The 25,600-nt window shown below is 60.9% G+C and carries 20 protein-coding genes; 6 read left to right on the top strand and 14 right to left on the bottom strand.

The annotated features are described in order from the left end of the window. The first annotated feature begins 120 nt into the window (after positions 1–120). A complete protein-coding gene (locus tag ACTJJ7_RS11145; RefSeq protein WP_440967112.1) occupies positions 121–1,893 on the top strand; it encodes an adenylate/guanylate cyclase domain-containing protein in 1,773 nt (590 codons plus the stop codon). A gap of 38 nt (positions 1,894–1,931) precedes the next feature. Here the strand turns inward: ACTJJ7_RS11145 and ACTJJ7_RS11140 are convergent, their stop codons facing one another. Next, on the bottom strand, positions 1,932–3,428 hold the full coding sequence (locus ACTJJ7_RS11140; RefSeq protein WP_440967111.1) for an MDR family MFS transporter: 1,497 nt from the start codon (positions 3,426–3,428) through the stop codon (positions 1,932–1,934). A 274-nt stretch (positions 3,429–3,702) separates the two neighbouring features. Between ACTJJ7_RS11140 and ACTJJ7_RS11135 the strand changes: the two genes are divergently transcribed. From ACTJJ7_RS11135 to ACTJJ7_RS11120, 4 genes are all read left to right on the top strand, one after another. After that, entirely contained in the window at positions 3,703–5,190 is a 1,488-nt protein-coding gene (locus tag ACTJJ7_RS11135; protein ID WP_440967109.1) for a carboxypeptidase M32, read from the top strand. Between the two features lie 132 nt (positions 5,191–5,322). Continuing rightward, the gene (gene msrB, locus ACTJJ7_RS11130) at positions 5,323–5,772 is read left to right on the top strand and encodes a peptide-methionine (R)-S-oxide reductase MsrB (RefSeq protein WP_440967107.1); all 450 of its coding nucleotides are present in this window, start codon (positions 5,323–5,325) and stop codon (positions 5,770–5,772) included. Then, entirely contained in the window at positions 5,769–6,290 is a 522-nt protein-coding gene (msrA, locus tag ACTJJ7_RS11125; RefSeq protein ID WP_440967105.1) for a peptide-methionine (S)-S-oxide reductase MsrA, read from the top strand. Before msrB ends, msrA begins: the two co-directional genes overlap by 4 nt. A gap of 34 nt (positions 6,291–6,324) precedes the next feature. Next, positions 6,325–6,924 (top strand): DUF922 domain-containing Zn-dependent protease, encoded by a 600-nt coding sequence (locus ACTJJ7_RS11120; protein WP_130272276.1) that lies wholly within the window; start codon positions 6,325–6,327, stop codon positions 6,922–6,924. 6 nt (positions 6,925–6,930) lie between these two features. On the opposite strand, the gene ACTJJ7_RS11115 is transcribed toward ACTJJ7_RS11120, so the two are convergent. The 5 genes from ACTJJ7_RS11115 to ACTJJ7_RS11095 form a co-directional block, all read right to left on the bottom strand. After that, a complete protein-coding gene (locus ACTJJ7_RS11115) occupies positions 6,931–8,097 on the bottom strand; it encodes a diphosphate--fructose-6-phosphate 1-phosphotransferase (protein WP_440967103.1) in 1,167 nt (388 codons plus the stop codon). Positions 8,098–8,130: 33 nt separating this feature from the next. Beyond that, complete coding sequence (gene zwf, locus ACTJJ7_RS11110; RefSeq protein ID WP_440967101.1) at positions 8,131–9,657, bottom strand: glucose-6-phosphate dehydrogenase; 1,527 nt, start codon at positions 9,655–9,657, stop codon at positions 8,131–8,133. A gap of 167 nt (positions 9,658–9,824) precedes the next feature. Continuing rightward, on the bottom strand, positions 9,825–10,019 hold the full coding sequence (locus tag ACTJJ7_RS11105) for a hypothetical protein (RefSeq protein WP_440967100.1): 195 nt from the start codon (positions 10,017–10,019) through the stop codon (positions 9,825–9,827). Between the two features lie 152 nt (positions 10,020–10,171). Next, on the bottom strand, positions 10,172–10,690 hold the full coding sequence (locus tag ACTJJ7_RS11100; protein WP_440967098.1) for a SixA phosphatase family protein: 519 nt from the start codon (positions 10,688–10,690) through the stop codon (positions 10,172–10,174). 110 nt (positions 10,691–10,800) lie between these two features. Then, positions 10,801–12,234, bottom strand: coding sequence for an esterase-like activity of phytase family protein (locus tag ACTJJ7_RS11095; RefSeq protein ID WP_440967143.1), 1,434 nt, complete (start codon positions 12,232–12,234; stop codon positions 10,801–10,803). 294 nt (positions 12,235–12,528) lie between these two features. Between ACTJJ7_RS11095 and ACTJJ7_RS11090 the strand changes: the two genes are divergently transcribed. Further along, the gene (locus ACTJJ7_RS11090) at positions 12,529–14,136 is read left to right on the top strand and encodes a CYTH and CHAD domain-containing protein (RefSeq protein ID WP_440967096.1); all 1,608 of its coding nucleotides are present in this window, start codon (positions 12,529–12,531) and stop codon (positions 14,134–14,136) included. Here ACTJJ7_RS11090 and ACTJJ7_RS11085 read toward each other — a convergent pair. The 8 genes from ACTJJ7_RS11085 to ACTJJ7_RS11050 all read right to left on the bottom strand — a co-directional run bounded on the left by ACTJJ7_RS11085 (position 14,133) and on the right by ACTJJ7_RS11050 (position 25,466). Beyond that, positions 14,133–15,689 (bottom strand): EAL domain-containing protein, encoded by a 1,557-nt coding sequence (locus tag ACTJJ7_RS11085; RefSeq protein ID WP_440967094.1) that lies wholly within the window; start codon positions 15,687–15,689, stop codon positions 14,133–14,135. The genes ACTJJ7_RS11090 and ACTJJ7_RS11085 overlap by 4 nt on opposite strands. 111 nt (positions 15,690–15,800) lie before the next feature. After that, positions 15,801–16,931, bottom strand: coding sequence for a glycosyltransferase family protein (locus tag ACTJJ7_RS11080; protein ID WP_440967093.1), 1,131 nt, complete (start codon positions 16,929–16,931; stop codon positions 15,801–15,803). Continuing rightward, the gene (locus ACTJJ7_RS11075) at positions 16,928–18,175 is read right to left on the bottom strand and encodes a glycosyltransferase (RefSeq protein ID WP_440967091.1); all 1,248 of its coding nucleotides are present in this window, start codon (positions 18,173–18,175) and stop codon (positions 16,928–16,930) included. Before ACTJJ7_RS11075 ends, ACTJJ7_RS11080 begins: the two co-directional genes overlap by 4 nt. Positions 18,176–18,185: 10 nt before the next feature. Then, the gene (locus ACTJJ7_RS11070; protein WP_130272267.1) at positions 18,186–19,400 is read right to left on the bottom strand and encodes a glycosyltransferase family protein; all 1,215 of its coding nucleotides are present in this window, start codon (positions 19,398–19,400) and stop codon (positions 18,186–18,188) included. Positions 19,401–19,502: 102 nt separating this feature from the next. Then, on the bottom strand, positions 19,503–20,678 hold the full coding sequence (locus tag ACTJJ7_RS11065) for an ABC transporter permease (RefSeq protein ID WP_105735230.1): 1,176 nt from the start codon (positions 20,676–20,678) through the stop codon (positions 19,503–19,505). Beyond that, entirely contained in the window at positions 20,675–21,673 is a 999-nt protein-coding gene (locus ACTJJ7_RS11060; RefSeq protein WP_105735229.1) for an ABC transporter permease, read from the bottom strand. The genes ACTJJ7_RS11065 and ACTJJ7_RS11060 overlap by 4 nt, the downstream gene beginning before the upstream one ends. Before the next feature lie 2 nt (positions 21,674–21,675). After that, positions 21,676–23,583 carry an ABC transporter substrate-binding protein gene (locus ACTJJ7_RS11055; protein WP_440967087.1) on the bottom strand — a complete coding sequence of 636 codons (1,908 nt, stop codon included), beginning with the start codon at positions 23,581–23,583 and terminating at the stop codon, positions 21,676–21,678. Further along, positions 23,577–25,466 (bottom strand): ABC transporter ATP-binding protein, encoded by a 1,890-nt coding sequence (locus ACTJJ7_RS11050; RefSeq protein WP_105735227.1) that lies wholly within the window; start codon positions 25,464–25,466, stop codon positions 23,577–23,579. Before ACTJJ7_RS11050 ends, ACTJJ7_RS11055 begins: the two co-directional genes overlap by 7 nt. Between the last annotated feature and the right edge of the window lie 134 nt (positions 25,467–25,600).

Here is a 25,600-nt window from a genome sequence, read left to right as displayed (position 1 = left end):
ACCGAAGTTATCGATGGGATCGCGGCTTGGTGATTGCTGTTCCGATCGCCTGTTACACATGGACTTGGCTGGCAGAGACTCATAAAGTCGGTTGCAGAGCCATTCAGATGGGGAGCAGTGTTGGCTATCGACCGCGTTGCACGCAAACTGGTTGCCATTCTGGCAATCGATATGGTCAGTTATTCGCGCCATATGGAAACCGACGAGGCTGCCACGATAGCGCGCATGCGTGTTCATCGTCAGCAGCTCATCGATCCGGTTCTGCGGGAACACAATGGACGCATCGTCAAGACGACGGGCGACGGGCTGCTTGTCGAATTCGCCAGCGTGGTCGACGCAGTCGAAAGCGCGGTTCTGATCCAGCGCGGCGTGGCAGACGCTGAAGCGGATATGCCGCGCGAACATCGCATTCAATATCGTGCAGGCATCAACATAGGCGATATCGTCATTGATGGTGATGATATCTTTGGCGACGGCGTCAATATCGCCGCAAGGATGGAAGCCTTGGCTGAACCGGGTGGAATCTCGATCACCGCGAATGTGTTTGAACAGGTCGCCGGCAAGGTGGCCTTTACCTTTGAAGATCTTGGCGAACGGCAGGTCAAGAACATCAGGAAGCGTATACGCGTCTATCGGGTTGTGCTGGAGATCATGGCGGGTGCCAGACGCCCCCGATCCGATGCGCCATCGGCCGGGGATGTCGCCAAGCCGGCCATCGCCGTCCTGCCGTTCCAGGATATGAGCGCCGGCAAGGACCAGGAGTATTTTGCCGACGGTATTGCCGAAGACATTATTACAGGCCTGGCACGCAACCAGGCATTCTTCGTCATCGCCCGCAATTCATCCTTCACATATAGGGGCGGTGCCGTTGACATAAAGCAGGTCGCGGGAGAACTCGGCGTGCGCTATGTGCTGGAAGGCAGCGTGCGGCGCAGCGGTCCCCGGGTGCGGATCACCGCGCAGCTGATTGATGCGGCGACAGGCAATCATATCTGGGCCGAGCAGTTCGACAGGCAGATGGACGATATTTTCGCCGTCCAGGACGACATCACGGCCAGCATCGTTGGCGTGGTGACGCCCGAACTCATCGGCGCCGAGATGAAGCGGGCGCGCCGCAAAGATCCCGCCAACCTCAGCGCATGGGACTATGTGATGCGTGCCAACTGGCATGCCTGGCGCTGGACAAGGGAAGACAGTGCCGCGGCCAAGGATTTCGCCCTGAAGGCGATAGCCCTTGATCCGAATCTGGCACGGGCACGGGTGGTGCATGCCATGTGCGATATCATCGATGTGCTGTACGCCTGGAGCCCCAATCCGCCGCAGGCCATGAACGAGGCCCACGAAATGGCGCGCGTCGCGGTTGAACTGGATGGGCGGGATGCCGAGGCGCATACGATCCTCGGTTCGGTCGCCCTGTTCATGCGGCGGTTCGACGATGCGCGCAGATGCCTGGAAACGGCCATCGATATCAATCCCAATCTGGCGTTCGCGCGCATGTGGGGCGGCGGATATTATGCGCTCGCGGGGGAAAGCGGCAATGCGCGTGAAACGCTGAAGATGGCCATACGGCTCAGCCCGCGCGATCCGGCCAATTACTGGACGTTCGCATTTTTCGGCATGGCCGAGTTTGCCGACGGGCATTATGATGCTGCGGCGGAATGGGCGCGCAAGGCGCTGCATCTCAATCCCAATTTTCCGACCGGTCATAGGGTTCTTCTGGCGGCACTCGGCGAGATGGACAATGCAGACGCGACGCGTGCCGCGCTTGACCGCCTTCTTCATGTCGCCCCGGGGACCAGCATTGCCACGACACGTGCCGGTGTTCCCTGGCGCAACCCCGAGCATTTGCAGCGCTATCTCGATGCGCTGCGCAAGGCAGGGCTGCCGGAATGATGCGGCAGCCCCTGCATCGCCGGAACCGCGGCTTGCCGTCAGGACGATAGCGCCTCCTGCATCTCGGTTTGTGTCGGCGGCTTGCGGCCGGCCTCGCGTGAAACGGGGATCAGCCAGGTCGTGGCAAAGGTGAGGATGGCGACGGTAAACACGCCCCAGAAACTCCAGTGCAAGGCGGAGTGAAACACGAGGCGGATGCCGGGGTTGGTCGCCAGGCTGGACAAGCCCGATGGCTGGTTGATCACCTCATGCAGTTTGCTGGCAAGATCGCCGCTGCCAAAATGTGCAATCCCGATGTTGAGTATGGCGCCGAGGGTCGTTGCACCGAGGGTGTTGCCGAGGCTGCGCGAGAAGATGATCGAGGCCGTGGCACTGCCGCGCATCGACCATTCGACACTTTCCTGGACCAGGACGACGCTGGTGACACTGATCAGCCCCATGCCGAAACCCATGAGGAAGGAACCGATGCCGGCCGAGACCGGACTGCTTTCGGGCGTGAGGAAGAGCAGAAAGGATGCACCGATTGGAAACATCAGGCTGCCAGCGCGCAGGGTCCTGCGGATTCCAAACGCGCGAAACAGCCGGATGGACAACATCACGGCAAGCGGCCAGCCGACGATCAGCATGGTCAGCGTGAAACCGGCAACGAGCGGCGAGCGTCCCAGTACGCCCTGCACGTAGATCGGCAGGACGGTGGTCAACCCGATCAGCGCCATGCCGGCAAGGAGCGTTGCTATGTTGCTGGTGGCGACAAGGCGGCGGCTCCACAGGGCAAGCGAAATGATGGGCTCCGGCGCCCGGCGCTCCTGCAGGAAGAACAGGATGGCAGTCACGATGAACACGGCGGCCAGCGCAGCGAGGATCGACAGATCGGCATCCGTTTCCGTCAGGATGACCATCAGCGAGACGATCGCGATCGAAAACAGGATGGTGCCGAGATAATCGATGCGGGCTTTGCGCGGCTCGATTTTTTCATGCAGGAACAGCGTGAAGCCGATGATCGTTAGCAGGCCGATCGGCAGGTTGATCCAGAAGATCCACGCCCAGGAAAAATGATCGACGATCAGGCCGCCGGCGAGCGGGCCGGTCACGGCGGAAATCGCCCAGACGCTGGCCAGAATGCCCTGCACCTTGGCGCGTTCCTCAAGCCTGTAGAGATCGCCGACAATGGTCATTGTCACGGGCTGGATGGCCCCGGCGCCGAGCCCCTGTAGCAGGCGGAATGCGATCAATGACGTCATCGACCAGGCAAAACCGGCCAGTGCGGAGCCAGCGAGGAAAATGACAATGCCGCCGATGAGCATGGGTTTGCGGCCGAAAATATCGGACAGCTTGCCGTAAATGACCGTTGTCGTCGACTGTGCCAGCAGGAAGGCCGAGAAGACCCAGCTGTAATAGGTGAAACCGCCGAGCTGCCCGACAATGCGCGGCATTGCCGTGGCGACGATGGTGGCTTCAATGGCGACCATGAATGTTGCCAGCATGATGGAGGCAACAATCAACGGACGTTTTGAACGTTCAACCGATTGAGACATGAGTTGTTCTGGCTTTCCACTCGCCGGGATAGTGGTTGACGGGTCACGGAAGACCTCAGGCGAGCTGTATATGTGCGGGATCGGGATCGGGTTGGCGGCAAGGGGCATCAAATTGCGGCTTGCACGCCATACTTCAACGCCTCGAAACCGCAGTTGTCAATCTCTCCGATGCACACTCCTGACATACCGGCGCGTGATTCAATCTTGCACTCGCTGGAAAATTGAAGTCCTCTCTGGCCCTGTTTTGAATCAGGATTCGCCCAAGGGGAACAGAATGTCCTTCCAGAAACTCGATGAACTCGGCCACAGGCTTGAAGCCCTGGAACACGCGCTTGCCATTCTCGGCGCCGACGAGGCCACTCACATGGCCGTTGGCGGTGGCGAAAAGCGGGCGGAAGCCATGGGCACGCTGGCGGGGATGTACCATCGCCAGGCATCCGCGCCCGAAATCGCTGGCTGGATCGATGCGGCGGAGCGGGAGGACCTGGACGAGGAGCAGGCTGCAGCTGTCAGGGAGTTCAAGCGGCACTATGTCAACCTGACCTGCCTGCCCGCTGAATTCGTCGAGCGCCAGACGAACACACGTATGCGTTGTGAACAGTTGTGGCGCGACCTGCGTGCCAAGAATGACTGGGCGGGGTTCCTGCCGGCGCTGGAAGGTGTCATTGCACTGGCCCGCGAAGAAGCAGCCATGCGCGCGCAGGTTCTCGGGCTTGGTCTTTATGATTCGATGATCGAGCAATATGATCCCGGCAATCGCACGGCGGATATCGCGCCGGTATTCGACAGGTTGAAAACCTTCCTCAAGGACTTCGTGCCGGAGGCGCTGGCCGTGCAGGCGGAAAGGCTGGCAAAACGCCCGCTGAAACCCTTGTCCGGCGTTTATCCGGTCGACAGGCAGCGCGAGCTTGGTCTTGCCATGATGGCGGCGGTTGGCTTCGATCTTTCCCATGGCAGCCTTTCCGTGTCGCACCATCCGTTCTGTGGCGGCGTGCCGAGCGATGTGCGCATAACAACGCGCTACCGGACGACGGAGTTTCTCTCCTCGCTGATGGGTGTGCTGCATGAAACCGGCCACGCGCTCTATGAACAGAACCTGCCGAAAAAGTGGTCGCATTGGCCGCTGGGGAAAGCGCGGGGAATGGCGGTGCACGAAAGCCAGAGCCTGTTTGTCGAAAAGCAGCTCGGCCGCAACCCCGCATTCTGGCAATGGGCTCTGCCGGTTGTCGACAAATATCTGGGTGAATCCTGGTCCATGGATGACATCATTCCGCATGTTCACCGGGTCGAACGCGGTCTGATCCGGGTCGATGCCGATGAGGTGACCTATCCGCTGCATGTCATCCTGCGTTTCGAACTCGAGCAGGACCTGATCCAGGGCAGATTGCAGCCTGTTGACCTGCCCGAGGCATGGGATGCGAAGATGCGCGAGTACCTCGGATTATCGACGATCGACAACCCGGCCGACGGCCCCATGCAGGATGTGCATTGGGCAAGCGGTGCCTTTGGCTATTTCCCGTCTTATACCCTTGGGGCGATGATGGCGGCGCAGCAATGGGCGGCGCTGACAAAGGAATACCCGGCTGCCGACAGGGATATCGCCAGGGGAGAGTTTGCGGCCATCAACGGCTGGCGGCGTGACAAGATCTGGTCTCAGGCGTCGCGCTGGTCGACACCGGAATTGCTTGAACGCGCCACCGGCGAAAAGCTCAATGCGGACCACTTCATCGGCCATATCCGTGCGCGCTATGGTGCAGTGTAAACGCTTGCAGCGGATGATGTTTGCGCCGCTCTGGGCTTGATAACCGGGGCGGGCGGACACAAATATGCACCAACACTTCATGGTTGGCCGGACATGCCGCAATCACGCTGACCCCTGATGGAAGGGAAACATATGCGCAAATATGAAAAGAACTCTGACGTGATCGCGAAACTCTCTGCGGAGCAGTTTCGCGTCACGCAGCAGAACGGCACCGAACGTCCCGGAACGGGCGAATATCTCGACAATAAGGAACCGGGCATTTACGTTGATATCGTTTCTGGCGAGCCGCTGTTTGCCTCATCCGACAAGTTTGAATCGGGATGCGGCTGGCCCAGCTTTACCAAGCCGATCGAGCCTGCCCATGTGAACGAGCTGCGCGACGACAGTTACGGCATGGTCCGCATTGAAGTGCGCTCCAGCCATGGTGACAGTCATCTCGGCCATGTCTTCCCCGATGGCCCGCAGGAACACGGCGGGCTGCGTTATTGCATTAACTCGGCCTCGCTCCGGTTCGTCCATCGGGATGACATGGAAGCGGAAGGCTATGGAGCCTATCTCAATCAGGTGGAGGAAATCGGATGACAAGCGAACGCGCAGTCCTTGCCGGCGGTTGTTTCTGGGGCATGCAGGATCTGATCCGCCGTTATGAGGGCGTCCTGTCGACCCGCGTCGGCTATTCCGGCGGTGACGTCGAGAACGCGACCTACCGCAACCATGGCACCCATGCGGAAGCCATCGAGATCATTTTCGATCCCGAGCAGATCAGCTACCGCCGGATTCTGGAGTTCTTTTTCCAGATTCACGATCCCACAACGCTCAACCGCCAGGGCAATGATCTGGGATTGAGCTACCGCTCGGCGATTTTCTACGCGGATGAAGAGCAGAAGCGGATTGCCGAGGACACGATTGCCGATGTCAATGCCTCCGGTCTGTGGCCGGGAAAGGTCGTGACTGAGCTTGCGCCGGTGGGCGATTTCTGGGAGGCGGAGCCGGAACACCAGGATTATCTGGAACGGTACCCCAACGGATATACCTGCCATTTCATCCGGCCCGGCTGGAAGCTTCCCGTGCGGGACAAGACGGCAGCATCGGGAGCCTGATGCAGTTCGCCCGGATGCGGCGGGAAGGGGCCATATGATAAAAACTGCAGGGTACTGCCTGGTTGCCGCGTGCCTTGTCGGCATGCCTGCGGCGGCACAGGCGGCATGGAAAGCCGTGGAACAGGTGGAAACCTACGCCATTGCCGGAACGTCCGGTGCAGCGCTCTACGCGTCGATCGGCGAGCGGGGCCCCATTATCGCCGGTGCCACAAGGACGATCGCCCACACCAATTTCAAACTGACGTGGCAAAGGAAGTATGAGCGGCAGGGCAATGCCTGCACCCTGGTTTCCGCAACGCCGAAACTGATCATCACCTATACCCTGCCCAAGCCGGCCGAGCGGCTGCCGGCTTCGGTGCAGGCGAGCTGGGATACGTTCATTACCGGTGTGCGCACCCATGAAGCGGTGCACGGCGAGACGATCAAGGACATGGTCAAGGGGATCGAGGCCGCCACCATCGGCCTGTCGGTGCCGGATGATCCCGGCTGCCGGAAAATCCGGGTCGAGATGACGAAGCGCCTTTCCGGGCTTTCCCTTGCCCAGCGGCAGAAGGGGCGGGATTTTGACCGGGTCGAGATGGGCGAGGGCGGCAACATCCAGCAGCTTGTGCTTCGCCTGGTCAATGGCGGGTGATGCCGCCTATGCGAGCGGGTCGGCGAGCGTGAAGCGCTTTGGCAGCAGCCGCTCGAAATAGGCGCGGCACGGTGCTGAAATCCGGTTGCGTTCCGGTTCGAGAAAATCGTGTGGCAGGTGGCGTGTTTTGCCGGCAACGCTGGCAAGCGGAACGATCTGCGGGCGGGTGCTGCCATCGGCATATTGCAGCGCCACTGACCCGCCGCCCCGCGCAGCCGTTTCGACGGCGAAGGCGCCCGCCTCGAAAGCCTCTTGTGCGTCGGTCGCATTGGTTGTGGCGATATTGCCGCGCGGCAGGTAGCCGAACGTATCCACCCGTGCACGGGCGCCCGGCAAGCCGTCCCGCAGAAGCTGTTCGATGGCCATTCCCAATTCTCCGCCGGACAGGCGGATATTGCCATGGGCGTCGCGTTCAAGGCGATCGGCGGAAACAAGGTTTTCAACCACGGTGCGCCCGTCCTCGCCGGTCACGCCCTCCGACATGGCAATGATGCAGCGGCCGTGGCGGCTCTGCGCTTCGCGCACGTCGTCGATGAACCGCTTTGCCGAAAAAGCCCGTTCCGGCACATAGACAAGATGAGGCGCACTCGCTTCGTCATGCTGCCAGGCGGCGGCCGCGGTGGTCAGGAATCCCGCATGGCGGCCCATGACGATCCCGACATAGATGCCGGGCAGCGCACGGAAGTCGAGATCGATGCTGAGGAAAGCGCCGGCGATGAACTCGGCAGCGGAGATGAAACCGGGCGTGTGGTCGCTTTCAACCAGATCATTGTCAATGGTCTTGGGCGCGTGAACAAAGGCAATATCCCCGCCTGCCGCTTCCACCAGAATCTGCTGGGTGCCCGCGGTATCGTTCCCGCCGATATTGATGAAGGCCGTCGCCCCGACCTCGCGCAGGCTTTTCAGGATCGCCTCGCAATAGGCCGCGTCGGGTTTGTCGCGCGTGCTCCCCAGCGCGGCGCTGGGTGTTGCCGCGATCAGGCGCAGTTGCTGTTCCGGCAGCGCCGTAAGATCGACGAAATTGCCGGCGCGAATACCACGCACGCCGTGCTTTGCGCCAAGCACACGGGCACCGGGATAACGTTTGCGCACCTCCAGCGTGGCGCCCGCAAGGGTCTGGTTGATGACTGCCGTCGGCCCGCCGCCCTGTGCAATTACGAATGTCTCGCTCATATCCGTCCCTCTCGTTTTTCTTGTCAGATCAAGTCAGGAAACCTTGGCTTTCACCCGGTGCTCCACATCGGGCTGGTGCCATTTGCGGCCATCGCGCTCGATCAGTGCATCGGCGCATTGCGGCCCCATGCTGCCCGCCGGATAGGGGTCAGGGCGTTCTGCCGACGTTGCCCACAGATCGAGAAAGGGTTGTACGGCCGCCCATCCCGCTTCGATGCTGTCGGCCCGCTGAAACAGGGTCTGATCGCCGACGAACAGGTCGTAGAGCAGGGATTCATAGCCGGTCAGTTTGCCGATATCAAAGAAATCCGCATAGTTGAAATCAAGGGATACCGGCACCGTCTCGACGGAAAGGCCGGGCGACTTGATGGATATTTCGATGTGCAGGCCCTCGTCCGGCTGCACCTGGATAATCAGCCGGTTCGGCGTCAGGCGGCGCTGCGGCCCCATCCCCTTGAACTGGGCAAAGGGAACCTGGCGGAAGGTGACGACGATCTCGGTATCGCGCGCCGTCATGGCCTTGCCGGTGCGCAGATAAAAGGGAACACCCGCCCAGCGCCAGGTGTCGACAAAAAGCTTCAGGGCGACATAGGTTTCCGTTGCGCTGTCGCGCGCCACATCCGGGATGTCCGTATAGCTTGGTATGGTTCTGCCGCCGGAAACGCCCGACGTATAGGCGCCGCGCGCCGAGTTCTGTCCGGCCTCTTCGCCCGAGTAGATCCGCAGGGCCTTCAGGACCTTGCCCTTCTCGTCGCGGATTGCCTCGGCATCGAAACTGTTGGGCGGCTCCATGGCAACCATGGCGAGAAGCTGAAACAGGTGGTTGGGCACCATGTCCCGGAGTGCGCCCGTCGCATCGTAGAATTTGCCGCGGGTGCCGACATCGACGAGTTCGGCCGCGGTGATCTGGATGTGATCGATGAAATTGTTGCTCCACAGGGATTCGATCATCATGTTGGCAAACCGTGCCGTCATGATGTTCTGCACGGTTTCCTTGCCGAGGAAGTGGTCGACGCGATAGACCTGCGTTTCCGGTACCCGGTTCAAGATCCTGGCATTGAGCGCCCTGGCCGAGGCGAGATCGGTGCCGAACGGCTTTTCGATCACAAGGCGGCGGAAGGCGCCGTCGGTTTCTTTCAGCAGGTCGTGGTCGGCGAGCTTGTCGACGATATCGCCGAAGAAAAGCGGCGGCACCGCAAGGTAATAGGCGGCGTTCCGCCCGGCCTGTGCACCCAGCTGGCCGGCAATCTCCGCATAGATGGCATCCTGCGTGAAGTCGCCCTGCCGGTAGAAAATGCGCGAGCGCAGCCCCTGCCATGTCTCGGCGCTGTAATTGGCCTTGATGTTGGATGTCGTGAGAAAGTCCTCAAGCTTGGCGCGCAGCATTTCGTCGTCGCCGGGTTCAATGCCGATGCCAAGAATGTGCAGGCTGTCGCTCACAAGCCCGCTCTGCGTCATGTTGAGGACGGTGGGAACGAGCAGGCGCCGGGTCAGATCGCCCGTTGCGCCAAATATGACCAGGGTGACGGGCGGAGCGGGCGCGATGGTCGGTTCAGTCACAGGAGCTCCTTTGGCTCAACACTGGGGACATGGTGGATAGCGCGTGGGGCCTTGGCTGGGTCGTCCCGAGAATGAACGGAATAACGCGCGGCGTGGCAAGCATTATCTTGCTGGCTTGCCACGTTTTCATTTGCCAGGAGAAGCTGTTTGGTAACCGGAGTGGAGGCCTATTTGACCTTGCCGAATTTCACAGGCTTGCCGTCAGGGTCCGCAAGCGCCGTCTTGATCGCATTGAGGAATGCTTCGGGATTGTCGATGGAAATGTTGACGCTCTTGACTTCCTTGAACGGGTTGAGGCCCGAAAGCTTGAGGTTGGCGGTTTCCTCTTCGTACCTGATTTCCTGAAGTTCTCTAAGGCGCATCCTGACGTCCAATCGCGGTTTGCAGTGAATGGTCCTGTCACATATTCGAAAAATGATTGTCATAATCAACAGCTGAAAGTTGAAATGACCGCCTCCGTGCAGCTATTTCCAGCGCATGAGTGCCGATGGAATCGGGGTTTGAGCGAATGGCCTCACCCATGGCCGATTGTCCTCGGCGTCACAAACCGTTCCAGTTCCCCGGATTGATCGGCAAGATCGGACCAGCGCCCGGCGGTGAAATCCATGACAGCAAGGCCCGCTGTGGGGTATTTCTGCCGGAGGCGGGTGAGATCGGGCTCCCGTCCGCTGCCAGCAAGCCGGAGGGCCGCGTCGTGCAACCCCGGATTATGGCCGACAACCAGCAGTGTCCCGATTCCGGGTTCCGCCGCCCTGACAACATCCAGGATCACCCGTGCCGGCGCCTCATAGATACGCGGCTCCTCCCGCCAGCGTGTATCGTCTCCGATGACGGGACGAAGCAGTTCCCATGTCTCCTGCGTCCGCCGCGCCGTCGAGACCAGGGCGAGATCCGGTATGAGGCCTTCCCCCGCCATATATCGGGCCATCAGGGGGCTCGCCCGGCGGCCGCGCTCTGCAAGCGGGCGCTCGTGGTCGTCAACACCGTCTGGCCAGTCCGATTTGGCATGGCGAAGCAGGAGAAGTCGCAGCATCTGTTTTGCTCCATGGTACGCAGCTTACCCGACCATATAACATGAACGGGGATGCATGGAGGGCGGCATCAGCGGAGAGGGCTTCCCTCTCCGCTGATATGCCAAACGGATTACTTGTGCAGTCCGGGAATGGTGACCTGAAACACCTGGAACATGGTGTCGACATCGGCGCCGCCCTCGGCCTTGTAGCTCGCGCCGACCTGAAAGCCATCCTGGGTCAGGAAGTCATTGTCATTGCCGACAAACAGGAAATAGTCGTCCGGCAGCTTGGGATCGAGGACGCTGACAAGTGCCATGGCTTCCCATTTTTCCGACAAGTTGTTGCGGTCATTGGGCGCACCGTTGTGCAGGCCGAAACGCGACAGGTTTGCATTGTCATTGATGTCAATGAAGGGGGTCAGCTTTGCCGGTGTAATGGAAGGGTCGAGAACGCCCTTGGGGGCAACGGCCTTGTCGGCATCAAAACCGCTTCCGGCTATATCGGTGGCCGCCGAAGTGTCAACGACGGTGATGTTGCGGTAAAGCGACGTGTCGCCGTCAAGGCCATAGCCATTGCCGCTGTCGCGTGCCAGCATCAGGAATGCCTTATCGGACAAAGCCACGATTTCGCTCTGCGCGGCCACAGCCTTCTTGCCCTTGGCATTGGTGAAGACAGGAAGCGGCACGACATATTCATGCACCAGCTTCAGATGGGCGGAATCGGCCGCGTCATAGACGAGGGCGCGGGTGTTCTGGCGGGTTGAACTGGAATCGCCGCCATCCTGCCGGGCGGCCGACTGGAGAACGGCGATCAGGAACTTGCCGTCGGGTGTCAGCGCCATGCCTTCCAGGCCCTGATTGTTCTGGCGGCCGGTATCGGGATCCTTCGGATCGGGCGCCTGTGCGCCAGGCCCCGGATTGTTGGAGGAGAAATTCGCCTTGCCATGGCGCATGGGAACCAGCGCTGCCGGAGGCTGGGTTGCCGACATCATGCGGCCCTCGGCGGAAAAGCGGTAAATATTCGGTCCATACTCGTCGCTGATGAACATCGTGCCGTCCGCGAGGCGGACGATGGCTTCATTGTCCAGGGATATCTTGCCATTGGCGGCCTGCGGCAGCATCGGGAAATCCCCCGCTGCGGCGCGGACATCGGACTGGGGATCAAGGCCCGTCGTATCGGCACCCTTGTCGTCCACCAGCAGCAATGTGTCGGTGAGTGCCGCCTCGACGCCGCTCTGCTGTTTGTCGGCGGACGGTGTTGCACCGGGGGCCACCGGCGTGAACCGGATCGACAGCATGTTGAGGCGGGGGCGATAGTCGGTTGTACCCGCCACATTGTAACCGCGGTCGGGCAGGAGCAGCATCGTGCCCTTGTAGCTGTTGCCGTCGCGGCTCCAGTCGGCCGGGTTCATCGCCATGCCCGAGCCGGAACCGAAGGTTTCACCGAATTTGTCGCGCTGATTGGCCGGGATCCGTCCGACGCCGACCAGTCCCTTGTTGACGAGCGTTGTACCGCTGATCGCAACCGAATTATCGGCAAAGGCTGCAGCGGGAAAGATGGCCATGGAGGTTGCAAGCAACCGCAACAGGATTGACGGCAGGTGGCGCATGGAAAAATCCTTTGACAAGACAGTGTGGCGGGTGGTCTCGGAGCCGGTCTTGGGAAGAGACCGCACCCCCGCAATCGCGCAAGGAGACCTTTCCGGTAGGGTCTAGAACCGGAATGTAATACGCTCATGACAACCGCCACGGCGCCCGGTCCAGCGGGCCATGCAGCTTCAACAATATTTGCGCTACCAAGATGGCGCGCACGCGATAGTATGGCCTGTGCAACGGGACGATCGATGGGAGCGGACGGAATGGCTGGAGCTTCGGTTCAGGGAACAGAGGATGGTTCGGGTACCGATGCCGCAGCCATTGCGCTGCGTGCTCCTGTCGAGATTGAGCTGAAGCTGCGCGCCCCCGCCGGTATGCTCGATGACATTCGCGCCTCCGCGGCGGTTCAGCAGGCCGCCCGCAACAAGGGCCTGATCCGGCGGCTTGAAGCCACCTATTACGACACCTCCGACCATCGGCTGTTTGCGGCGGGGTTGTCTTTGCGTGTCCGGCGCGAGGGCCGTCATCATGTCCAGACCGTCAAGCGGGCAGCGGCGCACGGCTCTTTGCAGCGCAATGAGTGGGAGGCGGTGGTGCCTGACATGGCGCCGGACCTTGCCCTGCTGTCGCTTGCCGAAATCGGCGCGCCCTTGGACGGGATGACAGCGGACGAGCTGGCACCGGTTTTTGCGACCAGAGTCCGGCGGCATCTGCTTGTGCTCGACCATCAGGACGCCCGGATCGAACTGGCGCTCGATGACGGCGTCATTGAATTTGGCGCGACACGCGTGCCGCTGTCGGAAGTCGAACTCGAGCTGAAGCAGGGGAAAGTCGCGGCGCTTTATCAGTTCGGTCTCAATCTGATGGACATTGCGCCGCTTTGCCTGGAAACGCAGAGCAAGTCGGCGCGGGGCTATGCCCTGGCGCTTGGCGATGAGCCATCGGCGGTCAAGGCGGCACCGTCCGGCTTCGTCAGGGCTGACACGGTCGACGAGGCGATCGCCAAGCTTCTGACCAATTGCCAGCAGCAGATCATGGCCAATCTTGGCGCCAGTCAAACCGGACTGGAGCCGGAGGGCGTCCACCAGTTGCGTGTCGCGCTCCGGCGATTGCGCGTGGCGCTGCATTTTCTCGGCCGCGAGTTGCAGGCCCCGTCGCTGGAGAGCCTCAACACCGAGGCAAAACTGTTCGGGCAGGCGCTGGGTCCCGCCCGAAACTGGGACGTTTTCCTGCATTCGACCCTGACGGAGATTGAAGAAGCCGCTCTGCCGCATGTCAATATATCCGCGTTTCGTGCCGCATGCATGCCCGCTCACGATCAGGCCTACCAGACCGTCCGGCGTATTATCGGCGATCCCAGGACCAACCGGTTCCTGTTGTCCCTCGGGCTTGTGATCGAACAGAGGAGCTGGCGCAACGATATTGCCAGCGAGGATCTGCGCATCCTGACCGAGCCGCTGGGGCAGTTTGCGGCACGGGTGCTGGACCGGGTGGAACGGCAGGTCCGCAGGCGGGGGCACGGCTTTCGCCATCTTCACGCCGATGCGCGCCACCGGCTGCGTCTTGGCCTGAAGCGCTTGCGCTATGCCGCGGAGTTTTTTCTGCCGCTCTATTCCGGCCGGCCGGTGACCGCAAAATACATCAAGCGTCTGGCCCGGCTGCAGGATCTTCTGGGTGAGGCGAACGACATCAGGAGCGCGCATGAGCTCATGGAGACGCTCGACCATGATTCCCTCGGCGCGGAGGCAAACCGGGCCATCGGGGCCATCATCGGCTGGCAGGGGCACCGCCAGGCCGCGGGCGGCAAGCAGCTGATTGGCAGATGGCGGGCATTCAAGGATACCGCGCCGTTTTGGGCGCCGCGGCTCTAGAACTTTTCCTGCACCAGTTCCTGCATCGCGGCGGCGCTGACAGGCTTGCCGTAAAACCATCCCTGACCGTCGATCGGCGTTTGCAGCCCGGCGAAATAGTCCCGCTGCGTGGCCGTCTCGATACCTTCGACAACGATCCCGAGGTTGAGGACACGGGCCATGTCGACGATCTGCGGAACAATCGAGACGGTTACCGAGCCGGTTCCGATCGTTTGGGTGAATGATTTGTCGATCTTGATGCCATCGACGTTGAGGTTGCCGAGATAGGCCAGGCTGGAATAGCCGGTGCCGAAATCATCGATATAGATTCTGTGACCGCGGGCGCGAAGCGTCCGGATGGCATCAACCGCCGCAGCGGCATTGGCTGTCGAGCGCTCGGTAATTTCAAGACCGAGCTGTTCGCTTCTGACATTGGCCTGCCGCAGGCGCTGTTCCAGCGCCGAAGCAAATGCCGGATCGATGAGGTCGGCAGCGGATATGTTAATATTGATGCGGAAGGTCCGGTCGGCTTGCAGGAAGGCAGTCATATCGGCCAGAACGCGGTCAAGGACAGAGAGCGTAACGCGTTTGATCAGCCCCTCGTCTTCGGCGACCGGAATGAAGATGTCCGGCGGGATGGCCTCCTTACCGTCCACCCAGCGCACCAGTGCTTCGGCACTGCGCGGTGTGTTCGTTCCGATATCGAAGATGGGCTGGTACACGACGGTAAGACGCCGCTTGTCGAGCGCCTGGGCCAGTCTGGCACCCAGCGAAAGCCGCTTGCGCTGCAAAAGGAGGACGATCAGGGCGAGTGCCCCGCCGAGAGTGCCGCCGAGTCCGGTGATGCTGGCCTCAATTGGAAACGCGTCCTCCTCCAGGTCCGTGACATGGGCCTGCAGCGAAACACATGCCCGTTCGCCGCAGAGATTGCGGAAGACGATATCGCCGTCCCGCCCGGCACCCTCCGGCAGCTTTTCATACCGCTTGCCCGCTTCCAGCCCGCCGAACATCGCGACGGGATTTTGCGCGCCGGGCGGCTTGAACAGGATGCCGAAACTATAGTTCGGATCGGTCATGGCGTCGAAAGCGGTGGGGTCGAGCACGACATTCGCATTTCCCCTGCCGATGATGGGCGCCGTGGTGTTGGAAATGGCCAGGGGTGTATTGGCGTAGACAAGAGTGCCGTCATTCGTTGCCAGATCCGGCTTGGCGAGCGGCGAGGGTTTTGCCGAACCGAACACTGCGGAACAATGAAATGCCCCATCCTGCACGCGTCCGATGTCCTTCAGATATTTTGTATCGAAGAGCGTATCGCGCAGGTAGTCGATCTCGCTGGCCGAACAGAACGGAAAGCCGGTTGCATTCGCTTTGGACAGGATCGTATCCGCCTCGGCGAAAACGAAGTCGGCGCGTTTCAGCAACTGGTTCGACAGGGACAGCATGTGCCCGCGGTCGCTGCGGATGATGACAAGCCTGCCGATCCATGATCCGGCAAGGCTTCCCAAGATGATGAGAGCGATAACCAGAGTAACTTGCGGCACAATCTGCCATTTGTAAGGCCGTATTACTGGCATTCGCGTGATCTCATCCACACTGTATTGGGGCGACTATACAGCAGGCGGGATAACAAGTGGTAATGAACCTGGAATGCTCCGGCCGCCGCTGTTGCCGGGAGCCAGGTGCCGCTACAGCATGTCCCGCAAGAGCGTCGCGGTGCGTTCCGCCCCGTTCAGGTCGAGACGATGGGCACCGGGCTTGGGCTGGGCGAGCGATGCCTTGATGGTCTCGCCGAGCAGATGGCCGGTCAAGCCGTTCTCAGGCAGCGCCACCGCCAGGCCGAGTTCCGCAAGGCGGTTTGCCCGCACCGTTTGTTCGGTTTCGCCGCCCGCGGTGAATGGCACAAGGATCGAACGGCATTGCGCGCGCAGCACGTCGCAGACCGTATTGTAACCGGCTTGCGATATGGACAGCGCCGCGCCCCGCAGCAGGGAAGGGAAGTCCTTTCGGAAACGCACCAGGCTGATATTGCCGGGCGTGCCGCGCGCAAGTGCGGCGAAATCGGCGTCAGGCAGATTGGGGCCGGTTATCAGGCACCAGCGGCCGTGATGGCTCGAGATCCTCGCTGCTTCGAGGGCCGCGCGGATCAGGTCGAGGCCGACGGCACCGCCGCCGGCAGAAACGACGATGTCGAAGCTTTCCGCCGGGAGTGCGGGAACAGGCGCGGCCACGAGGCCGGTATAGATGATCTTCCCGGCGATTTCGGCGGCCAGCGGAAAGGTCTCGGGCAGAGTGACGAAATCCGGGTCGCCGTGGACAAGCACATGATCGAAATGCGCCTTGATCAGCGCAACGGTTTCCTCGTCCCGTCCGGGTTTGGACCGCTCCTGCAATATGTCGCGCACGGAAGTGACGAGTTTGGGCCGGGGCGAGGCCGCCGCTATGGCGTCGAGCAGCGGCAGCAGTTCGAAGCGCATTTGCCTGCGGCCAAAGGGAAAGGCCTCGATAATGACGATATCGGGCCGGACGGCATGAAATGTTTCGAGCAAAAGATCGCGGCGGCGATGGAGAAAGTCCTCGTCAACGGGATTGCCGTTCGCATCCGCCAGACCGGAAAAGCCGGCATTGCTGGCGACAACGGCGGGCAGGGTCACGGCTTTGACATCGGGGCCCGGAAATCCCGGAACAGGCAATCCGCCGGTGATGACCGTCACATCGAAAGCATCGCGGGCAAGCGCCGCGGCAATACGGCTGACGCGGGCGAGATGCCCGATGCCGAGAAGATGCTGGACATAGATGAGGACACGGGGGGCGGTCATTGCGTCCTTCGCCATTCGGTTTCAAACAGGCTGGTCAATTGCCGGATACTGGAATTGTGATCAAAGTGCTCGCGCACACGCGCTTCGGCGGCATGGCCGAGACGATGGCGCAGCGCCGGTGTGCGGATTGCTTCTTCCAGCGCCTGCGCCAGGGCCGCCGGGTCTTCCGGCGGCACGACAAAACCGTTCTCCCGGTCGGTCAGCAGTTCCGGAACGCCGGAAATATTGGTGGAGATGCAGACGAGATTCTGGCTTGAGGCTTCCACAAGGACATTGGGCAGGCCATCGCGGTCGCCATCCGCTGCAATGCGGCAGGCCAGCGCGAAAATATCGGCGCGGCGGTAATGCGCCAGCACCTCTTCCTGTGCGAGCGCGCCTTTCCAGGTGATGCGGCCGGCAATACCAAGCTCCTGCGCCAGCGGCTTGAGCCTGGCCAGCTGGTCACCGCCGCCGATATGGACAAACCGCCAGTCGAGATCGCCGGGCAAAGCCGCCAGCGCGCGCAGGAGGACATCATAGCCCTTCTTTTCCACCGCACGTCCGACGCTGAGGATTTGCACGGGATCGGCCGGGTCCGAACCATTGCGGCCGGATCGTGCCTCGGTGAAATGGCCGAACCGCGCCAGGTCAAGGCCGTGATAGCTGAGGTGCACCTGTTCCCGGCGATCGGTCAGCGCGCGCATATGTTCATAGCCGCTGCGGGTGCAGGTGACGCTCCAGCGGGCCTCCGCCAGCTTTTCCGTCAGTTCCCAGTCCGGCGAGGTCCAGATGTCCTTGGCGTGGGCAGAGCATGTCCACGGCACGCCGGTCATGATGCTGGCATAGGCGGTCACCGACGCGGGCGTGTGGATGAAGTGCGCATGCAGCCATTCCCCGGCATCGGGCCATTCATGGGCAAGCACCAGGGCCTGGCCGAGGCGGCGGAACCGGTTGCGGGTCAGATCGCGGCGAAGATCGGCCCAGAAGCGCCGCAGCAAAGGTTTGAAACCCGGCTTTGACCGGCCGGCAAACAGTGCCCGGAGCACCCTCAGCGGCTCTTCGTGCAGATATTCCGGCAGATAGACCACCCGCGCCCTGATCTCATCATGGATGGGATGGCGCTTCTTGTCGGTCGGCTTGCGCATGGAGATGAGCGTCAGGTCGAACCCGGCGCGTTCCAGCCCGAGCAGTTCCTGGGCGATGAAGGTTTCCGACAGGCGCGGATAGCCTTTCAGCACCACCAGTGTTTTACGGCGTAGGGGCAAAATCGGCTCTTTACTCGGCAACGGCCAAAGGTTGCTGCTGCTGGCGTTCATCCAGCCAGTCGCCGACGATGGTCGAGATATGCACCAGTCCCTCCAGGCGCATGCCTTCCCCCTTGCCGCTTTTCGATGGCGGCGCGCGTTCGGGCAGGCGCTTGAGCGCTTCGGCCAGCAGCTGCGGATTTTCGGCCTCTTCCGGCAGGAGCATATCGACAAGACCAAGCTCCGAGGCGCGCTGCGCGCGGATCAGCTGTTCCTCACGCGGCTGGATGCGCGGCACAATCAGCGCCGGCTTGTCGAACGACAGGATCTCGCAATAGGTGTTGTAGCCGCCCATGGCCACCACGGCCTTGGCACCGGCAATCAGCTCTTCCATGCGGTTGTCGAACTCGATGACTTCGATATAGGGGATCTTGCCGCCCTTTTTCACCAGCTTGGCCCTTTGCTTGGCGGGCATGTAGGGCCCGAGCACGATGAAGGCCTTGTGCGTCAGCGTCGGGTCCTGCTGGTAGGCATGGATGACGTTGTGGACGAGATCGGCGCCATCACCGCCGCCGCCGGTCGTCACCAGGATGTAGTCGCCCTCCGGCACATGCACCGAAGCCTTGTCATGCGACAGGCTGCGCTGCAGGAAGCCGACGAACTCCATCTTGTTGCGCACCCCGGACGGCACGTCGAGATCAACCAGCGGATCGTAGAAATCCGGCGGGCCATAGACCCACACATTGTCGTAATACTGGTCGATCTTCTGCATCACATTGGCTTTTTTCCATTCGGCCTCGAGCAGATGCGGTGCGTCCATGACCTCGCGCAGACCCAGCACAAGTGTCGTGCCGCGTGACTTGAGGTAGGCCAGGGTTTCCTCGACCTCGCCCTTCAGGCCCATGGGCTCCTTGTCGACGATGAATATATCCGGCTGAAACGTTTCAGCGGTGTGCCGGATGATCGACTGGCGCATTTTCAGGGTTTCATGCAGATCGATGTGCCGGGCAAGCGAGGTGTATTCGCCGTTACGCAGCTTGATCACGCTTGGAACCTTCACGAAGTCAACGCGGGCGCGATAGTCGAATGCCCCGGCGATGGTCGCACCGGAGATGATGAGTATATTAAGCCCGCGATAGTCCTCCACAAGCGAGTGGGCGATGGTCCTGCAGCGCCTGAGGTGGCCGAGGCCAAACGTATCATGGCTGTACATGAGGATCCGAGCATCTTCAAAACGCCGCATCATGGTCAAAACCTCTTTGAGACGAATGGCCTTGGCAGGTTCACCTGCACAGCACATTCGGGACGGCTGGGAGAATGCAAATCCATTGGTATGTCAACTTTCCACTTATCTGTAGGGGTCTGCGGCGTCGCGCAACCCATCTCCCAGAAAATTGAACGCCAAAATAACAAGAATGACCGGAATCATTGGAAAAAGCAGCCAGGGGTAGAAGGCGATCACACTGACACTGCGGGCTTCGGTCAGCAGAATACCCCAGCTGGTGATGGGCGGGCGAAGGCCGAGGCCGAGAAAACTCAGCGCCGTCTCACCGAGAATCATGCCTGGAATGGATATGGTTGCCGTTGCAATCAGATGTGACATGAATCCCGGAACGAGATGGCGCCCGATGATGCGTCCGCTTTTCGCGCCCATCAACTGGGCGGCCAGAACATAGTCCTCTTCGCGTAGCGCCAGAATCTTGGAGCGCACCGCACGGGCAAGGCCCGTCCAGTCCAGCATGCCAAGAATGAGCGTAATACCGAAATAGATGATGATCGGGCTCCATGTCACCGGCATGATGGCGGCAAGCGCCATCCATAGCGGCAGACTAGGCAATGATTGCAATACCTCGATGACGCGCTGGACGAGCAGATCAAACCACCCGCCATGATATCCCGCAAGCCCGCCGATGATGATGCCGAGGACAAAGCTGATGGTGATGCCGATGAGGCCGATGGTCAGGGAAATGCGCGCGCCATAGATAATCCGGGAAAGCACGTCGCGGCCCAGCCGGTCGGTTCCCAGCAGGAACAGCTGTCCGCCCTTGGCCGGGCAGACCAGATGGACATTGGTCGCAAACTGGCCCCACAAGCGATAATCGTCGCCGCGGCAGAAGAAGCGCAGCGGCTGCACGTCGCTCTTGTTGTCCGTGTATACGCGTTTCAGCGAGTCCATATCCAGCGCCATTTCACGGCCGTAGACATATGGTCCGATCAGCTTTCCGTCATGGAACAGGCGCACCCGCTGCGGCGGGGCATGGATGAAATCAACATTGCGTGTGTGCAGATTATAGGGCGCCACAAACTCGGCAATAATGATCATGCCGTAGAGCGCGAGCAGGAAGATGCCGGATGCAAGCGCAAGGCGGTGGCGCCTGAATTTCCACCACATCAGCCGCAATTGCGATGCGAGATGGACCTTGGCCTGGGCGTCGGTCATCGCCTCGATCGACAGCGGATCGAACGGTGCGCTGGAGACGTAGTGCTGCAGGGGTGCGCCGGGGAGGGGGAGCTGTGCTGTCACTTCGTGCTCCTGCCTTGCAATCGGATGCGTGGATCGAGAAAGGCCAGGGCAATGTCGGATATGAGCACGCCGATCACCGTGAGAAACGCCAGGAACATCAGGAACGATCCGGCGAGATACATGTCCTGGCTTTGCAAGGCCTTGATCAGCATGGGCCCGGTGGTTTCGAGCGAGAGCACAATGGCGGTAATTTCCGCACCGGAAATAATATGCGGCAGGATTGAACCGATATCGGCAACGAAGAAATTCAGCGCCATGCGCAGGGGGTATTTGACCAGGGTGCGGAAGGGATGCAGCCCCTTGGCCCGCGCTGTCATCACATATTGCTTCTGCAACTCGTCAAGCAGGTTGGCGCGCAGGCGCCTGATCATGCCGGCCGTCCCGGCCGTTCCCACGATAATGACGGGAATCCACAGATGGGCGAGGATAGACCGCGCCTTTTCCCAGCTCATGGGTTCGCTCAGATATTTCTGGTCCATGAGATGGCCGATCGATGTGCCGAACCAGATATTGGCGAAATACATCAGGATCAGGGCCAGCATGAAGTTGGGAATGGCGATGCCGAGCAAGCCGAAAAGCGTCAGCCCGTAATCGCTCCAGCTGTACTGATGCGTTGCCGAATACATGCCGATGGGGAAGGCAAGCAGCCAGGTGACCAGGATTGTGACGAACGAGACGAGGACGGTCAGCCATAACCGGTCGCCCACCACGGCGGTGACGGGCAGCTGATACTCGAAGGAGTAGCCAAAATCCCCCTGCAGCATGCCGCCGAGCCAATGGAAATAGCGCAGGACCGGCGGCTGGTCGAAGCCATACTGGTGGCGGAGCTGTTCCAGGTCCTGCAGGTTGACCGTTTCGCCCTGGGCCTGCATTTCGGCGATCTGGCTTTCAAAGAAGTTGCCGGGCGGCAGTTCTATGATGACGAAAACCAGCGCCGAAATAATCAGCAGCGTCGGGACCATCGCGGCGATGCGCCAGAGGATATATCGCAGCACGTCTACTTCTCCCCGCTCAGCCAGAACGTGTCGGGCATGTAGATTCCGAGGTAACAGGTCGGGTCAAACCCGTATAGCCCATTCTCCGGAACATTCTGCAAACGGGACGAACGCATGATGGGCTGCAATGTGCTGTTGACCAGGCCGATCGAAAACACCTGATCCGTGTAGAGCGACAGCATCTTGTGCCATATTTCGGTTCGCTCCGCCATGTGGGTCGATTTGCGCCAGCTGTTCTGCAGCGCAACAAGCTCCAGGGCTTCCGGCAGGTCGGGCGCCTGACCGCTCTGTCCGAGCGACAGGTAGTGCATGCCCCAGAGCGGCCATTGCAGCTGATCGTCCGCCGTCGGGGCCAGCTGTCCGGGATTCATGTCCGGTGTCGCCACGCCGTTGGCGATACCAAACCAGATGGACATCATGATCCGGCCCGCCTTGGCGCGGCTGCGGAAAATATCGCGCTGGGAGGTCCGGGTGTACAGCGCCAGGCCAACCTTGCGCCAATGGTCGACGATCAGTTCGAGCACGTCGGAATCCAGCGTGCTCTCGCCTGGGGTTTCGATGGTGATTTCCGCAGGGCGGCCATCGGGGAGCAGGCGGATGCCGTCGTCGTTGCGTTTGTCCATGCCCACTTCATCCAGCAGCGCATTGGCCTTGTCCGGATCGAACGCAATCCACGCCTTGGCATATTCCGGCCGGTAGAGCGGGCTTTCAGGCAGCACGGTATCGGCACTCGGCGTGCCCAGGCCGTAGAAAACCGCCATGTTGACTTCATGCCTGTCGATGGCCAGTGAAAGCGCACGCCGGAAGCGCACATCGCGGAAAAGCGAGCGCCAGCCATCGTCCGCGCAATTGAGATTGGGCAGGATGGCGACGCGTGAACCCCGGGTCAGTTTCCACAGGTCGACCTTCACCGGATAGCGCTTCTCGGCATCCTTCAAGAAGGTATAATCGGCAAAATCGACGCCGGTTGCCTGCAGATCGCTTTCGCCGGCACCCGCCTTTGCCGGGATGATCGCGGATGAGCTGATGTTCAGGATGAAGCGGTCGACATAGGGCAGCTGCCGTCCATTCTCATCGACGCGATGGAAAAAGGGATTGCGTTCGAACACGAACTGCTCGGCCGGCGGCGTGGTCGTGTTCCGCCAGGGGTCGAGCACCGGCAGTTCGGGGTTTTCCGGACGGTACTGGCGCGCCATCTTGATGTGGAGATCAGCCCACTTCTTGACCCGGTTTTCCTTCATCAGGGCGGCAAGGCGGAACTTGTCCTGATAATCCTTGTGGAACTGTTTCAGGTAGACAGAGGGGCCAACCACAACCAGGGCTTGCGGGGCCGCCAAGCTGGGCAGGAAATCGGGGTTTGGTGCATCCCAGGAATAGCGCACGGTCAGCGGATCGAGCACCTCGAACTTAGGCAGCTTCCCGTCGATGCGCAGTTCCAGCGCGCCGCCGGCAGGGGTCAAATCCGAATTAAGCAGAACATCGTTCCACCAGTAGCTGAAATCATCGGTCGTCAGCGGCGAACCGTCGGACCATTTGTGCCCTTCGCGCAATCTGAAGGTGAAAACGGTGTCGTTTTCCGATTCGAACGATTCAAGCACATCCGGACGCAGGACCAGATGTTCGTCATATCCCACCAGCCGGGCATAACCGTAGATGGTCATGAACCGGATGTCTTTCTGGCTGCCGATGATGGTGCGCAGCGTCCCGCCATACTGGCCGGGAACGCGGCCCATCTCCTTCAGATTGACGATGCGCGGCCGCTTGGGAATGCGCTGGGCGAGCGGCGGCAGGCTGGTGGCACGCAGCCGGTCCTCGAGGAAATCCGGTTCGCGTTCGCGATCGGCTGCCTTGCCCGTCACCGGGACCATGGCGGACGCCAGCGCGCCCAGGACTGTCCGCCGCGTTACCACGAGCGTAGTTCCCGTGTGTCGACATTGCGCCGGGCGAGCACCAGGTGGCCATTGCCGAGATCCGCCGGAGAGAGCGGGTCATCGCTGTCGCCGCCGGAGAATTTTGGCCCCCAGGCCCGTTCGTCCGATGCACCGCTGGCCTTGAGCGTGATGAAGTCCAGCGGCCGGTCGAGGTCCGGAAACGGGACGGCGGCCAAAAGTGCCTTGGTGTAGGGATGGACGGGATCGCGCAGGATAATCTCGCGCGGTGCGATCTCGACAATGCGCCCGGCACACATCACGGCAATACGATCAGCCATGTAATCAACCACGGCAAGGTTATGCGAAATGAACAGATAGGTCAGGCCGAGTTCCTTCTGCAGGTCCTTCAGGAGGTTGAGAATCTGTGCCTGAACCGAGACGTCGAGCGCCGAAACCGGTTCATCGCAGATCAGCAGGCGCGGTCCAAGCGCCAGCGCCCGCGCAATGCCGATGCGCTGGCGCTGGCCGCCGGAAAAGCTGTGGGGGTAACGGTTGAGGTAGCGCTGGTCGAGGCCGATCGCCTGCATCAGCGCGCGCACCGTTTCAAGCCGGGATGCCCGATCCCCGCGCCCGTGAATTTCCAGCGGCTCGCTGAGGATGTTCTGCACGGTCATGCGCGGCGACAGCGACGACACCGGATCCTGGAATACCATCTGGATTTTGGTGCGCAATTCCAGGAGCTTGGCACCCTGCGCGGCGAGAACATCGATCTTGCCCTTGCCGTCATCGAAGGTGACTGAACCGCCATCGGGGGTAACCGCCCGCATGAGAATCTTGCTGACGGTGGTCTTGCCGCTGCCGCTCTCGCCGACGAGGCCAAGACATTCACCGCGCCGGATATCGAAGCTGACACCGTCGACGGCGCGTATGCGGGTCTTGTCCTGTTTGCCGAAAAGACCGGCTTTGCGGATACCATAGCTCTTGGTAAGGTTGCGCACGGACACAAGCACTTCGGGTGCCGTTTCTTCATGCGTTCGCTTGCCCCACAGGGCACCGGAATTGACCGGCACCTCCCGCAGAGCCTTCAGGCGCTCGCCGGGTTTCATGTCGAAATGCGGAATGGCGGCCATCAGCCCCTTCAGATAGGGATGCTGCGGGTTGCGGAAAATCGCGTCGACCGGCCCCGCCTCCATGATTTCGCCGTGGTAGATCACCACCACCTCGTCGGCCATGTTGGCGACGACGCCGAGATCGTGGGTGATCAGTAGCATGGCCATGTTGAGCTTGTGCTGGAGATTGCGCAGCAGTTCCAGGATCTGCGCCTGTATGGTGACGTCAAGCGCGGTGGTCGGCTCGTCGGCAATGAGCAGGGCAGGACGGCAGATCAGCGCCATGGCAATCATCGCCCGCTGGCGCATGCCGCCTGACAGCTCAAACGGATACATGTCGTAGGTCCGCTTGGGATTGGAGAATCCGACAAGTCCCAGCATTTCCTCGGTCTGCGAACGGCGTTCGGATTTGGTCGCCTTGGTGTGGATGGCCAAAACTTCGCTGATCTGATTGCCGACGGTATGCAGCGGCGAGAGCGACGTCATGGGTTCCTGGAATATCTTGGCCATGCGGCTGCCGCGCAGAGCTCTTATATCGGGACCATCGCGCTCCAGTTGCAGGATATCGGTGGTTCTGCCGTCGACCGGGTCCGTAAACAGGATTTTGCCGGTTACGGCGGCGGTGTTGGGCAGAATTCCCATGACGGACTGGCTGATGACGGATTTTCCCGATCCGGATTCGCCCACCAATGCCGTTACTTTTCCCGGAAGGATGCGCAGATTCGCGCCCTTGACGACATGCATACGCCCGCCCAGCATCGAAAACGAAATGCCGAGATTCTCGATACGCAACAGATCAGACCCCGACGTCATGCCAGTTTTTCATTCCCCCAGAGCGTTTTTATTATCGCCATTACGATCAAGACTATCGCACGATATACAGTGAGTCTAGCTAGGTCACACGCCGATGACATCACTCTGGCATTTCAGGGTTATTTTTGTATGGC

It is taken from the genome of Phyllobacterium sp. 22229 (genome assembly GCF_052056495.1).
Lineage (GTDB): Bacteria > Pseudomonadota > Alphaproteobacteria > Rhizobiales > Rhizobiaceae > Phyllobacterium > Phyllobacterium myrsinacearum.
This window is presented reverse-complemented; position numbering and strand designations above follow the sequence as displayed.